This is a genomic window from Pseudomonadota bacterium (assembly GCA_026388315.1).
Classification (GTDB): Bacteria; Desulfobacterota; Syntrophorhabdia; order Syntrophorhabdales; family Syntrophorhabdaceae; genus MWEV01.
On sequence record JAPLKA010000055.1, the window covers coordinates 44,671 to 58,019 of the forward strand.

The 13,349-nt window shown below is 44.4% G+C and carries 14 protein-coding genes, 1 tRNA gene and 1 pseudogene; 8 read left to right on the forward strand and 8 right to left on the reverse strand.

Going from position 1 to position 13,349, the window contains the following annotated elements; genetic code table 11:
* Nucleotides 1-67 precede the first annotated feature (67 nt).
* From carA to NTX75_07805, 4 genes are all read right to left on the reverse strand, one after another.
* Nucleotides 68-1,243, reverse strand: coding sequence for a glutamine-hydrolyzing carbamoyl-phosphate synthase small subunit (gene carA / locus NTX75_07790; GenBank protein ID MCX5816129.1), 1,176 nt, complete (start codon nucleotides 1,241-1,243; stop codon nucleotides 68-70).
* A complete protein-coding gene (locus NTX75_07795; protein ID MCX5816130.1) occupies nucleotides 1,240-1,908 on the reverse strand; it encodes a hypothetical protein in 669 nt (222 codons plus the stop codon). Before NTX75_07795 ends, carA begins: the two co-directional genes overlap by 4 nt.
* Nucleotides 1,909-1,978: 70 nt before the next feature.
* Entirely contained in the window at nucleotides 1,979-3,841 is a 1,863-nt protein-coding gene (gene mnmG, locus NTX75_07800) for a tRNA uridine-5-carboxymethylaminomethyl(34) synthesis enzyme MnmG (protein MCX5816131.1), read from the reverse strand.
* Between the two features lie 858 nt (nucleotides 3,842-4,699).
* Complete coding sequence (locus NTX75_07805; protein ID MCX5816132.1) at nucleotides 4,700-6,187, reverse strand: PAS domain S-box protein; 1,488 nt, start codon at nucleotides 6,185-6,187, stop codon at nucleotides 4,700-4,702.
* 469 nt (nucleotides 6,188-6,656) lie between these two features.
* Here NTX75_07805 and NTX75_07810 point away from each other — a divergent pair, with 469 nt between their 5' ends.
* From NTX75_07810 to NTX75_07830, 5 genes are all read left to right on the forward strand, one after another.
* The gene (locus NTX75_07810; protein MCX5816133.1) at nucleotides 6,657-6,851 is read left to right on the forward strand and encodes a hypothetical protein; all 195 of its coding nucleotides are present in this window, start codon (nucleotides 6,657-6,659) and stop codon (nucleotides 6,849-6,851) included.
* Between the two features lie 38 nt (nucleotides 6,852-6,889).
* The gene (locus NTX75_07815) at nucleotides 6,890-7,702 is read left to right on the forward strand and encodes an alpha/beta hydrolase (protein MCX5816134.1); all 813 of its coding nucleotides are present in this window, start codon (nucleotides 6,890-6,892) and stop codon (nucleotides 7,700-7,702) included.
* Between the two features lie 7 nt (nucleotides 7,703-7,709).
* Nucleotides 7,710-7,940, forward strand: coding sequence for a hypothetical protein (locus NTX75_07820; GenBank protein ID MCX5816135.1), 231 nt, complete (start codon nucleotides 7,710-7,712; stop codon nucleotides 7,938-7,940).
* A 9-nt stretch (nucleotides 7,941-7,949) separates the two neighbouring features.
* Nucleotides 7,950-8,261: a hypothetical protein gene (locus NTX75_07825; protein MCX5816136.1), complete on the forward strand. Its 312-nt coding sequence runs from the start codon at nucleotides 7,950-7,952 to the stop codon at nucleotides 8,259-8,261.
* A 163-nt stretch (nucleotides 8,262-8,424) separates the two neighbouring features.
* Nucleotides 8,425-9,441 carry a hypothetical protein gene (locus NTX75_07830; protein MCX5816137.1) on the forward strand — a complete coding sequence of 339 codons (1,017 nt, stop codon included), beginning with the start codon at nucleotides 8,425-8,427 and terminating at the stop codon, nucleotides 9,439-9,441.
* Between the two features lie 39 nt (nucleotides 9,442-9,480).
* Here the strand turns inward: NTX75_07830 and selD are convergent, their stop codons facing one another.
* Complete coding sequence (gene selD, locus NTX75_07835; GenBank protein MCX5816138.1) at nucleotides 9,481-10,455, reverse strand: selenide, water dikinase SelD; 975 nt, start codon at nucleotides 10,453-10,455, stop codon at nucleotides 9,481-9,483.
* 83 nt (nucleotides 10,456-10,538) lie between these two features.
* Nucleotides 10,539-10,808 (reverse strand): DUF3553 domain-containing protein, encoded by a 270-nt coding sequence (locus tag NTX75_07840; GenBank protein ID MCX5816139.1) that lies wholly within the window; start codon nucleotides 10,806-10,808, stop codon nucleotides 10,539-10,541.
* A gap of 112 nt (nucleotides 10,809-10,920) precedes the next feature.
* On the opposite strand from NTX75_07840, the gene NTX75_07845 reads away from it, so the two are divergent.
* The 3 genes and pseudogenes from NTX75_07845 to NTX75_07855 all read left to right on the forward strand — a co-directional run bounded on the left by NTX75_07845 (nucleotide 10,921) and on the right by NTX75_07855 (nucleotide 12,089).
* The gene (locus tag NTX75_07845) at nucleotides 10,921-11,502 is read left to right on the forward strand and encodes a hypothetical protein (protein ID MCX5816140.1); all 582 of its coding nucleotides are present in this window, start codon (nucleotides 10,921-10,923) and stop codon (nucleotides 11,500-11,502) included.
* 54 nt (nucleotides 11,503-11,556) lie between these two features.
* Nucleotides 11,557-11,994, forward strand: a pseudogene (gene tadA / locus NTX75_07850) (tRNA adenosine(34) deaminase TadA).
* A 1-nt stretch (nucleotide 11,995) separates the two neighbouring features.
* Nucleotides 11,996-12,089, forward strand: a tRNA-Ser gene (locus NTX75_07855).
* 70 nt (nucleotides 12,090-12,159) lie between these two features.
* On the opposite strand, the gene NTX75_07860 is transcribed toward NTX75_07855, so the two are convergent.
* Both NTX75_07860 and NTX75_07865 read right to left on the reverse strand, forming a co-directional pair.
* Nucleotides 12,160-12,630 (reverse strand): hypothetical protein, encoded by a 471-nt coding sequence (locus tag NTX75_07860; GenBank protein MCX5816141.1) that lies wholly within the window; start codon nucleotides 12,628-12,630, stop codon nucleotides 12,160-12,162.
* Between the two features lie 29 nt (nucleotides 12,631-12,659).
* Nucleotides 12,660-13,262 (reverse strand): lytic transglycosylase domain-containing protein, encoded by a 603-nt coding sequence (locus tag NTX75_07865; protein ID MCX5816142.1) that lies wholly within the window; start codon nucleotides 13,260-13,262, stop codon nucleotides 12,660-12,662.
* Nucleotides 13,263-13,349 lie beyond the last annotated feature (87 nt).

The window sequence follows — 13,349 nt, forward strand, 5'->3', positions numbered from 1 at the left end:
CCGAACCGGCGAACCGGCGAACCGGCGTATCGGCGACAAATATCTTTACAATCTCCGTTTCTCCCATTCACCGTTTCGTCATTTTCTTGAATTCTTCCATCATTTCTTTGAATTTTGCAAAAAGTCCATACGAATCATGGGGTCCAGGAGAGGCCTCCGGATGGTATTGGACGGAAAAAACGGGATATGCCTCATGCTCAATCCCTTCAATCGTATTGTCGTTAAGGTTAATATGGGTGGCCCTCACGGGTTCATGTTTTATCGAGTCCATATCAACAGCAAAACCATGGTTTTCAGATGCTATATAAATTTTGCCGGTATCTAATTCTTTTATGGGCTGGTTTGCGCCCCTGTGTCCGAATTTGAGCTTGTATGTTTTTCCGCCATAGGCAAGGCCGAGTAACTGCTGGCCAAGGCAGATGCCAAATATGGGGATTTTTCCGAGAAGCTTCTTAATTTCCCCTATTGCATACGGAATGCCTTCAGGGTCACCTGGACCGTTGGAGAGAAGCACTCCATCGCACTCCATGGCTAAAATATCATCTGCCTTTGTATGTGCTGGGACTACAGCGACGTGACAACCAACCTTCCCGAGCATCCTTAGAATGTTGAGTTTCACCCCGAAGTCCATAACAACAACCTTTAATTGCGGATTTTGGCACCCGCAAGCGGGTACCCGGGATTGCGGATTTAAAAAACCCTGAACCCTGACCCCTGACCCTTGAATATCTTCGTCGTTGTTCCAATCATAAGGTTCCTTGCACGTTACCTCTTTTACCAGATCTATACCTACAATCCCCTTCGATGCCTTTGCCTTTTTGATAAGGCTTGTTGGGTCCAAGTCTGTTGTTGATATAATGCCCTTCATTGCCCCTTTCGCACGTATGTGTCTCGTAAGGGCGCGCGTATCGACTTCTTCAACGGCTATTATGTTGTGTTTTATAAAGTAGTTTGCAAGGTCGTCTGTGGCCCGGTAATTACTTGTGATCCTGCTTAATTCCCTTATGATGAAACCTTCCACCTTCGGACTGCTGGATTCCACATCCTCATTATTTATTCCATAGTTGCCGATGAGCGGACAGGTCATGGTAACGATCTGTCCTTTATAAGAGGGGTCTGTCATAATCTCCTGGTAACCGGTCATACTGGTGTTGAAGACAATCTCGCCCTCTTTTTCACCCTCTATGCCGCAGCTCTTTCCTTCAAAGATTGTCCCGTCTTCAAGTGCAATAAGCGCCTTCATCGTTTTCCCTTGCAGGCCTTTATGCATATGCCGCAGATATGATGACCGAGGTTCCTTTTGTTTTTAAAGTGTGTGAGCATATTGTAACATCCTTGATGGTCAAATTCTGATGGCGCATCTTTGATTGCCCCTGCAGGGCATGTATCAATACACGCCATGCATTCACCGCAATCCCTGTCTAATGCCCTGTCAGCAATAAGCGGCATATCGGTAAGTACCGTATTATACCTTACATGGGAGCCAAAGACGGGATGAACTAAAAGGTTATTTCTGCCAATCCAACCGATACCTGAAATGATCCCGATATGCTTGTGTGAAATGTGCGCCTTTTGGTTTTGCCAGTCTATTAACTGGGATGCAGCAAAGGGCAGGGCTTTATACCCCTTCTTTTCAATCTCCTTGGATAAAAAATAGCCAATCATATCAAGTCTGTAATTCAACTGCCGGTAGTGATGCAGGTATAATAGATGGGGTCCGTCAATGATGGTATCCAGTATGCCCTTTGACAATACAAGGCCAAAAGATATGGCAAATGGTAACCGTTCCCTTGCTGATTCGTCCAGCCCTAAGAGTTCCCTGTCATAGCTGGACATGTCACCTGTGCCGAAGACATCGACGTCCTGAGATATGAGCCACTCTGTAGTAAACCTTTTGTTATCTTCCACTGTAATCTCCGCTCACCGTTCAGTATTCTCCATGTTTCCCAACTCAACACTCGACACTCAACGCTGCTTTTCACAGCACCCCTGTTTTTTTAAAATGAATCATGAGAGCAGTAATTGCCGCGGGGGTTATGCCTGGAATCCGCGATGCCTGCCCGAGCGTGAAGGGTTTAACCTTTGTAAACCTTTCAATCACCTCTTTCGAGAGACCGGAAACATCCCCGTACGGAATGTCAGGGGGGATTTTTGTGTCTTCAAGCTTTTTTGTCTTTTTCACCATGTCATGCTGTCTCTCAATATAGCCCCGGTATTTTACATTTAACTCCACCTGATAAGCAATATCTTCCTCGATGAAGTTAAACTGGGGATCGATCCGTTTCAGCTCGTTCACAGTCATTTCGGGTTTTTGGAGGAGTTCTTCGAGCGTTAAGGGGTTTTTAATAGTTTCAAGGCCGAGAGTCTTAAGCATCTCTTTTGTTTCTTTTGTTGGCTTCAGCCGTATCGACCTGAGTATCTCATGTGTGCTGTGAATTTTTTGTTTCTTTTCAAGAACCTTTTCATAACGTTCCTTGTGCGCAACACCCACGGCATATCCTTTTTCGGTGAGCCTCAAATCTGCGTTATCTTCTCTTAAAAACAACCTGTGTTCAGCCCTTGAAGTAAACATCCGATAGGGTTCATCAACTCCCCTTGTCACAAGGTCGTCGATCATTACACCGATGTATGCCTCGTCTCTGTTCAGGCAGAATATATTGTCCCCTCGTACCCTCAGGGCAGCGTTGATGCCAGCCATCAAGCCCTGGGCAGCGGCCTCTTCATAGCCGGTGGTTCCGTTAATCTGGCCGGCAAGATAGAGATTTTTTATAAGCTTTGTTTCCAGGGTCGGATAAAGTTGTGTAGGATAAATAAAGTCATATTCGATGGCATAACCGGGTCTTGTAATCTCAACATGCTCAAGGCCTGGAATACTTCTAAGCATTGCTGTCTGAATATCGAGGGGGAGACTTGTTGAAAGGCCGTTCGGATAATATTCCATCGTATCGAGCCCTTCAGGTTCCATGAAGATGCGGTGTCGCTCCCTGTCTTTAAAGCGTACTATCTTATCTTCAATGGAGGGGCAATATCTGACTCCTGTCCCCTTGATTTTTCCCGTATAGAGTGGTGACCTGTCTAATCCTGCCAGTATCGCTTCATGGGTATTGCTGTTCGTGTAGGTGAGATAACAGGGCATGCGCCTGTTATCGATTGATGCTGTGAGAAAGGAGAATGGTTTCGGGGGATCGTCACTGTGCTGCGGTTCGAGCTTTGAAAAGTCGATTGTCTTCCCGTCCAGCCGCGGACATGTCCCGGTCTTTAAACGTCCCATATTAAAGCCCAGTTCCTTCAGACAGACAGAGAGACCCACTGACGGGGAATCCCCCATTCTCCCTGCCTCGAAATGTTCAAGCCCGATATGGATTAATCCTCTCAGAAATGTCCCGGTTGTTATTACGACGCTTTTCCCGAAGAACTTTTCTCCCCACTGCGTTTCCACACCGGTTACAGTGTCGTCGTTTACGAGAAGCTTCTCCACAATACCCTGTCGTATATGGAGGTTTTCCTGCTCTTCAAGTACTTTTTTCATTCGAAGGGCGTACTTCATTTTGTCTGCCTGGATGCGGGTTGAACGGACAGCAGGCCCCTTTTTCATGTTGAGAATACGGAACTGGATACCCGTTGCGTCGATATTTTTTGCCATCTCACCGCCGAGGGCATCGAGTTCTTTCACGAGATGGCTTTTGCCCAGCCCTCCTATGGCAGGATTGCAGGACATGAATGCAATATGGTCTAAATTGATTGTCAGGAGGAGTGTCTTTGCCTGCATCCGGGCTGCGGCAAGCGCAGCCTCACACCCTGCATGACCTGCACCAATGACTATGACGTCGAAATTGTCCATGGTATTCCTGAGTTAAAACGTCTCATAGCTTACCAGAAAAACAAAGCTTATTCCACCTATTGGTGATGGCACTATAAAGGATTTGTTGAAGAGGCTTAAATATAGCGCTCCTGTCAAAGAATATTAGATACCCGTCGTTCTCCTACACACAAAAAAAAGTAAAAGGCAGCAGCGGTATCTGGGAAGCAAGAATAGATGACTTCCACAGGGTAATTTTTGAAATAATAGATGACACAATTTTCTTGCGGGTTGTCGGCAATCATGACGATGTCTTGAAGAATCCATGATGTATCATAAGGAAATGTTCCCTTCCACCCATCAGCTTCACATTTTTGACCCGTTCTACTGGCTCAATTCGCTCCAGGGATACATTTCCTTAACAAAAATCACCAAGACTGGGGGATTGCCGATTTCGGATATTGGCAGTGATTCAGTGAATAGTCGTTAGTGAATAGTGAACAGTTAAAGACATTTTATCAAGCTCATTGTCATTACTCATTGTCATTGCTCATTCAGCCTGCCTCTTTTCCTTTCCCCTTTCACGCAGGCTGAATGCAAGGAAGGCTGAAGGGAAAAGAGGCATGTGCGAGGCAATAGGCGAAGGGCCGTGATTCGTGATCGGTAAAATTGTCTTCTGAAGTCTCTATGTTGTTATGTATCATAACATTGGGAATAAAAGTGTCAAGATTATTGTGATTTTTACGGGGCATGAGGGCACCCTGCACCCCTTGCGTCAATCATTTAAGACCGGAATGCGTTTTACGAAAAAATGGCCGTTACACTTATGAATGTTGCGTTTTGAAATACAATATAAGCTGATGATTACCAGCTGAAACAAGCAAATACTTTGTTATTTCCTCATTTTTTCTTAAAGTATTCCGGATACAATCGTTCTGTACACTCAGGGCAGATACTATGACTGAATTCTGCCTCCGAGTGATCTCGTACATAGACTTCTATTTGTTCCCAGTATCCCTTGTTGTTGCGTATTCTCTTGCAGGAAGCGCAAATGGGAAGCAACCCGCTCAACGTTTTTACTTTATTAAGGGCTTCCTGGAGTTCGAGGATAAGCTTTTCCCGGTCTTCCTGTGCCCGTTTGTGCTCGGTGATGTCACGTATGGACTCGATGGCCCCGATGACATCTCCCATTTCATTACGAAGTGGGCTCGCCTTGCCCCATAGCGTTCTGCTCTGTCCGCGCACACAGGGCACGTCCGTTTCGGTATAGAGCGTGTCGCCATCCTTTTTTATGAATGAATATTTCTTTGCAATATCATCATCCCACAAAAATAGGAAGTTCACGAGAATGGGGCGTTTCTCTCCGTAGAAGGGAATGGCGTATTCATAGTTCCCCTTGCCGAGCATCGTTTCCGCAGAAAAACCTGTCATCTCTTCGATAGCCCTGTTCCATGAAATAATTTTGCCTTCAAGGTCTATCGCAAAGGTGGCGTCGGGAAGAAACTCGATAATGCTGGAAAGGCGGCCCTCCGATCGTTTTAATGCCTCCTCGGCCCGCTTGCGCTCAGTGATATCACGCCAGGCACAATGATACACGGCATGTCCGGAGATCTTCGTCATCTGTGCCGTCACATGGATATTCCTGATTTCACCCTGCCGTGTACGATGCATGGTTTCAAAATCATCCTTGCCTTCACGTATAACATTCTCGATGTGTTTCAGGGTCTCTTCGGGACTTTCAACGACTTCAAAATCGGGGATACTCAACCTGGCAAATTCTTCGCGTGAATAGCCAAGCTGCCGGTGTGCCGTTTCGTTAAATTCCACGAAGTGCGCTGTAGCAGGGTCAACAATCACAATACCGTCGGGCGCATGCTCAAACAACAGGCGATAACGAGCCTGAACGTCTCTCAGTGACTCCTCGGCTTGCTTTCGGTAGGTGATGTCGCGGATAATTCCGGCTACCCCGACAATTTCGTCGGCAACAATCACGGGAAACTTATAGGTTTCATAGAACTTGTCCCCAACCGGCTCGATCGTGACCACAGTTCTCTTCTCGCGAATGGCCAGTCGATCGCTCTCCTGGCATGCGACAGCGGCCCCCTCGGGCATAAGTTCGACATCGGTCCTGCCTAGGATGTCAGCCTCCTCGCGCCCAAAGAATCTGGCATTTGCGGAGTTGACCAATTGGTAACGCAGATTAAGGTCTTTCAGAAAGAAATAATCCGGACCGGCTTCGATGAGCAGCCGCAGTTGTTGCCGGGAGAATCTCAGTTCTTCCTCCGCCCGTTTGTGCTCGGTTTCCGATTGTTCCAGTTCCTGAATTCTCTTTTTTAAGGCAGATATCTCTTTGATCAGTTCCGGTTTTGTCCTGGATGTGTCGTTCATTAGTCCTCCCTATGGTGGTAAATAGTGCGGAAACACATTAGACACGAAAAATACTATCTCTTGTATGCGAAAATGTCAAACCAATAACCATGTGGGTACATGTTGCCTCCGCCAATTATATATAGAGTCGATATAGGGGTGTGCGCTTCATTATCATTATCGGATAATACCCTTATGAGGTTTAGAAGAATTCTTTATTTCAGGTCATTCATTACCGTTTGAAAGCTGCTATGAAATTTAAAAGGCTGTCTTTGTTTGTTACAGGAAGCGAGCGGCTGTGGATGTTGCCTGCCTCCATCCCATTGTCCCGTCTTCGGCAGGATTAAACCGTACGGCCTGCGAAAGGCTGTTCAACGTTCAATGTTTTTTTGATTGCCATTCACTATTCACTGTTCCGGGGGGTATTTCTATAAGTTTAATCTTGCAATTCTCGCCTGCAGGGTTTATGCTTGCATAAGAAGTAGCTGCTATGTCAAGAAAAACCAAAACCATGTATCTCCAGGAGCCCTTGTTTCAAGAATTAAAACGATACATCTGCTATGTCTGTCACCGGTGGATCAAAAACGATGGACTCAATGTAGGTAATGGGATATGGCGACACGCAAAGTGCAAGCCCATGGATGTAAAATCATTGAGGGATAAAATTATCACGAAAAGCTTGTAAAACTTTCCTGTCTATATACACAAAAAATGAAAAAAACAATGGTTTCTGTCGGAATAATCCTGCTGGCTTCTTATTCTTTCATTGTAGCTGCAATGTACTGGAAGCAGGACAGCATGATTTACTTTCCCGAAAGGGAGATTACGCATACCCCTCAAAATATAAATCTCCATTATGAGAACGTCACATTTATAACAAGGGATGGTTTTACCATTTCAGGATGGTATATCCCTGCGAAGGACGAGAAAGGAACAGTCGTTTTTTGCCATGGAAATGCAGGGAATGTATCGCATTTTCTGGAGCATATTAAGATGCTGAATGGTTTGCAGTTAAGCATCCTCGCCTTTGATTACAGGGGTTACGGGAGGAGCAATGGCGTTCCATCTGAGGAGGGGACTTACCTTGATGCAGAGGCTGCATGGGACTATCTCGTAACTGAATATGGAAAAACTCCGCGGGACATCATAGTGGTCGGTCATTCCCTTGGGGGTGCGGTGGCAACGGAGCTTGCAATGAGGAAGAAACCCGCTGCCCTGATCGTGGAGTCGAGCTTTACCTCGTTGCCTGACCTGGCCGCAAAGTTCTACCCCTGGCTTCCCGTGAAGCTCATAGCGAAACATCAGTACGCATCGGTGAGCAAGGTCAGCTCGATACCATGCCCGAAGCTTTTTATCCACAGCCCCGATGATGAGATAGTACCCTTTGAACAGGGAAGGGTGCTTTACGAAAAGGCATCCCAGCCAAAGGAGTTTCTGCTCATAAAGGGCGGTCATAATGATGGATTTCTCATATCAGGTAAAACATATTCGGACGGTTTGATGAAATTCTTTGAAAAATATAGTATTGTCAGGTGAATAACATATGGGTAAAAAAACGCTGAAAAAGAAAAACGCTAAAACGGTTCCAGGCAAAGCGCAACAGAAGAAAACAAACCGGATCAAGGCGACACTCCTCCTGTGTGTTGCCTTGTTTTTCTTCGCATACATGATCTATTCGGGTGGTTCCATTAGCAGTTTCTTCTCACTGATAATCGGACTTGTCTGCGGTCTGATAGGGGTTTTATACCTCCGGGCAGGCAAAAAAGGCCACTGAGGCGAACATATGCTACAGCCAAACTCATGGACAAGAGTCCCGGGAACCTTTGAAGTTGATATATACCCCATAATCCGCAAACCCTCTATTGTATGTTCCAGCACCTCCATATTAAAAACACCGCGCCAGATGATTATCATCGATCCCGGCGGGGATGTTTCACAGATAGAGCATATCAGACGTATTGTGATGCAGGTGCTTAGAGAAGGAGCATTGTCTGTATACATCTTTCTTACCCATTGCCATAGAGCGGTAATTGATGATATTACATATTATAATTTTGAGCTACCCTTATTAAAAGCAGACAATATGCACGTTTGAAATTCTCCCGGCCTGGGCAGTAAAGGTTAGTTATCGTAAAGTTTCTTGCCCTTTATGGGTAAGTTTCATCTTGCAATTCAGGTGTCAAGCTATTATCATATCGGAAATACAATAAACAAAAGCCGAACAATAAACACATATTGTTTCTAAAGAGGAGGGTTGTATGACAAAAACGCTAACGGAAAAAAGCACAAAAACTGAAATACTGGATGCCTATAACGATCTGCTTGAAAAGATGAAAGAGCAGAAGGCTATGGATGGCAAGGCAGTCAAGAAGGAAGTTGAAGAAAAAGAGACCGTAAAGAAGGCTTCGCAGCATTCTATTGAAGGGATTGTAAAAAATCTCGCTGAACTCAAGCTGGAAATCATAAAATCCATGGACAGCCTGGGTGAAAGGCTCATTACGGAATATAAAAAATTGACAGAGTTGCAACAGGCCATTGAGATTGAAACGAAAGCGATTGAAGAGATGTACAGCATTAAGGCAGAGGCGGAATCACTGACGACGCTCCTTGTAGCCCAAAAGGAGAAGAAGGTTACCTTCGATGCTGAGATAGAGCAGAAGAAAACTAATTTTGAGAATGATATGACCGAGAAAAGACTCCTGTGGAAGAAAGAGCAGGAAGAATTCGAGTTTGCAAAAAAGGAGCGGGAGACACAGATCAAAAAGGAGAGACAGCGGGAGGAAGATGACTATCTGTACAACCTCCAGCTTAAACGAAAAAAAGAGACCGATGTCTATGAGGAGAAGAAAGCCACCCTTGAAAAGGCCCTTACGGAAAAGAAAGCGGCTTTGGAGAGGGAATTTGCTGAACGTGAAGCATCTCTTTCGAGCAGAGAGGATGAATTTGAAGAGTTGAAGGCAAAGGTTGAATCGTTCCCGAAAGAACTCGAAAAGGCAATTAAGGATACAGAAAAAACCGTAACTGAAAGATTGAGTTTTACCTATAAACATGGTACGGAGCTTGCTTCGAAAGAAATAGAAGGCGAAAGGAAGCTATACCAGCAGAAGGTTGCAGCCCTTGAAGCAAAGATTAAGGAGCAGGAAGACCTGGTTAAACAATTGACTCAGAAGTCGAACGAAGCAGGCCTTCAGGTACAGAATATTGCCATCAAGGCCATAGAGGGTGCTTCATTGCAGCGCATAACAGTTGAAAGGGAGAAGGTAAAAGAAGGGTAACGAAAGAAAGGTGAAAGGTGGAAGGGAAAAGGTACAACTTCAGGTAAGCAGGATATTCCCTTTTGACTCGCTGGTAAACCGCCCTATGATCCAGTAATTCAGTTGTAGCTTCGATGCCTTTTCTTCAAATTTCTGGATATCATCAGGGTGGATAGCCATGAGAAGACCCCCTGAAGTCTGCGGGTCAAAGAGGATGTCGTAAAAGAAATCATCTCTTTTGCTTTCCACATAAACTTTATAAAAATCCCTGTTCCTGTATAGGCCGCCGGGAATAAAACCCGTCCTTGCAAGTTCAACGGCTTCTTCGAAGTAGGGCAGTTTATCTGCAAACAGCTCAACGCCGATATATTCCTTGATCATCTCCTTGAGGTGACCGGCAAGACCGAAGCCTGTGACGTCTGTTGCCGCATGTGTCCTTACCGAGAGCATGACTTCCGCTGCCGTTTTATTAAGCGCTGCCATGACGTGAACAAGGCTGTTGGTTGATGCTTCACTCAAAAGGCCACCCTTAATCCCTGTATTCAAAATACCGGTGCCAAGGGGCTTGGTGAGGACAAGCAGATCCCCGGGCAATGCCCCTTCATTTTTCAGGATCTTATCCGGGTGCACGATGCCTGTTACCGAGAGTCCGTACTTTATCTCTTCATCATCAACGCTGTGGCCGCCCAGGAGGCTGGCGCCTGCTTCCCGTATCTTGTCAATGCCGCCCCGGATAATCTCTTTTAAAATGGCTATATCGAATTTTTTCACCGAAAAACAGACCATATTTAATGCTGTTTTCGGTATAGCACCCATGGCATAAATGTCGCTCATGGCATTGGCCGCTGCTATCTGCCCGAACCAGTATGGATCGTTTACAACAGGCGTGAAGAAGTCAATTGTCTGCACAAGGGCAATGTCGTCGGTAATTTTATATACCCCGGCGTCTTCAAAGCCTTCAATGCCTATAAGCACGTTTATGTCAGTAGGGATTTCAATCCCGCAGAGTATGTTTGTAAGGTCACCCGGACCTATCTTTGACGCTCAGCCGCCACCGCGTACGAATTTGGTTAACTCAACAGTCATATCCAGTTTACACTCCTTATTACCTTGCCCCTTTATTCAAGTACATCAAGTCTTAATCCGGTTATTTTTTCGAGTGTTTCAGTGTGAACCTTCTTAACGCCTGCATAATAACAGCAATTTACGCTATTGTAATTATTATCAAATACCCTTACTTTACCATCCTGAAAATTAATTCTTACATAGCAAAAACCGCCCGGGACTTCAGACCTGCGTTCTTCTATAACAACACCCGTACCCCATTTGGTAAATTTTTTATGGTAAACACGATCACCGACCCTCAGATATATTGCATAATCGCCCATGGTTATTTTATAGCACATAATAAAGACAGTGAAAAGTAGATAGTAGATAGTAAATAGTTATAGAAACATTTAAAAAATGCTATAATCAACATCACTCAATTCAGGAGGTCGTGTGCCGCTTTTATTCAAATCTCTCAACCACGGTGAAATTCCATTCGGGTTCTTTAATATTGAAACGGATATGATACTTCTAAACAACTATTTTTTCTTTGCCAGTGATTTTACAGGGCATATCATTGAAATGGCCGGTAAGAAGCCGAACGAACCATCAGATATGACCTGGGGCACCTATATTCTCGAAGAAAAGGATATCGGCAACCTTATGGCAGCGATAAGCGGGGTATACTTCAGCGGGTTTATAGGGGAGGTGTACGGACACTTCCCTTTTCCTCACGAACCGGAGAAGTTTAAACAAAATCCGGAAGGGTATAAAACCAGAGAGCTTATAGATGGTATCATTAAACGCTACGCTTCTTTAACGAAGATACCTGTGATTGTAACATTATCATCCCGGGAGATAAAAATAGGTGAGTACATATTCAGCAGGGTTGGATTCCATGAACTCTTAGCATATCTCTGGGTCGGAGGCTATCCACGCTGGAAGGATGGGATCAGGCCTGACTATATCCTGAAAATGAAAGAGAGTGTTATGCGGTCTACCCATCACCTGTTTGAAGGAATCAGGCTCGAATAAGGGTTCAAAGGCAAAAACATTGATTTTATTACCCATCACAGGTATATTGTAATAATGGACGATAATGATTTTATGGAAATGTGTCTGGAGGCGGCGGCGCAGGCGTTTGAGGAAGAAGAAGTGCCTGTTGGAGCAATTCTGGTTTCTCCGGAGAACGATGTTATATCGAAGACACATAACCTTACCATAAAAAGAAACTCGCCTGCTGCTCATGCCGAGATGCTTGCCATTGAAGCGGCATCGTGCGCCACCGGGAATTACAGATTGGTAAACTGTACTCTCTTTGTATCAAAAGAACCGTGTATCATGTGTGCCGGCGGAATTATGGAGGCAAGGATAAAACGTGTTGTATTTGGTTGTTTTGACTCAAAAAGAGGTGCATTCGGTTCACTCATCGACGTGAGCAAGCTTTCCCTTAACCATAAAGTGGAAGTTAAAGGTGGCGTTTTAAAAGAAAAGAGTGAAGCCTTACTAAAAAGATTTTTTCAGTTAAGGAGAGGTACCGAAGCGGTTGTAACGGGGCCGACTCGAAATCGGCTGTACGCCTGATAAGCGTACCGTGGGTTCGAATCCCACCCTCTCCGCCATAATAATTTAATAAAATCAAATACATAACATGGTAAGAATGTGGTAAGTGGGTGTGACCTTCCGTTTTTTTTATTTTTTCCCTTTTACAAGTTTTGGCTTAGTAGTTGTTTTTATTGCCAGGTTGTCGAGGCCATATTCCCTGAATTCTTCTTCATATTTTTTGATTAAAGGGATCTCTTTTTCGATGCGTTCTTCGTCGGACATCGTCTCAACGGCTTTTTCCCCATATTTCGCAATGAGATCACGCCGTGAAAATTCGAGGACCAGTCCTTCCCACAAAGCATATTCGTGATAATCACCTATAATTTCAAGAATCTCCGTATCATTTTCAAAATCTTCTGTTTGGAAGTATTTTTTTAATTCTTCATCGAGTTCAACATAATTCTCATAGCCGAAATCCTTTGCCAGGGAGAGCAGATATTGCACAATCTCTTCGTCCTCACCGTTTGAGTCGCCTGGAATTGTATTTGCCATCCAATCCCCAAGCATAACGAGTTTCAAGAGCGCTTTATACTGTTTTTTTGTAAGACTGACCTTCATTATTTCCTCCTCGAACATCTATTTGACGATTACGGTTCCGGCAAAATGGAGATATTTTGGTGGTATTCTTTTAAGACCTTTTTTGTGAAGGGGCCGTTTGGTTCATTGTCTTTGAACAACTTACCCTTAGCCTTCTTTGCGCCCACATTATATGCGAAAAGGACTTCACGGAGACTCTCAAAATCTTCGACCAGTTTTGATATATGATGTGTCCCGATCCGTATGTTGTTATCGGGTTCAAGCAATTCCTTTGAACCTTTGAATTCAAGACCCTTGTTCTTCGCAATCATTTTTGCCAGGGAAGGTTTTATCTGCATCAAACCCTTTGCACCATCACGGGATGTAGCGTTGTGTCTGAAATTGCTTTCGACTTTTATTATTGCTAAAACGAACCGGTAATCGAGATCGTACAATCTGCACTCATCGTAAAGCGTATTTGCCATTCTTGACAATCGGTCATTGCTGAGTCTTACCTGTTTGTCTTTTAAAAAATTTACTATTGCATTGATGACTATCTCTTTATTGTCGTCACCGTTGCAGAAGGCCTTTGTGGCAACGAAGTGTGTAGAAAATAAAGAAAGAGAGATGAAGAGAGGTATGAGAAAAAAGATATAGTTTCTTTTGATTTTCATGCGAACTTACAGAATAATACAGGCAAACGACCAATGTCAACTACCATTTTTTAAATCCCAAATCTGTACGTTTTAATCCCGACAAAG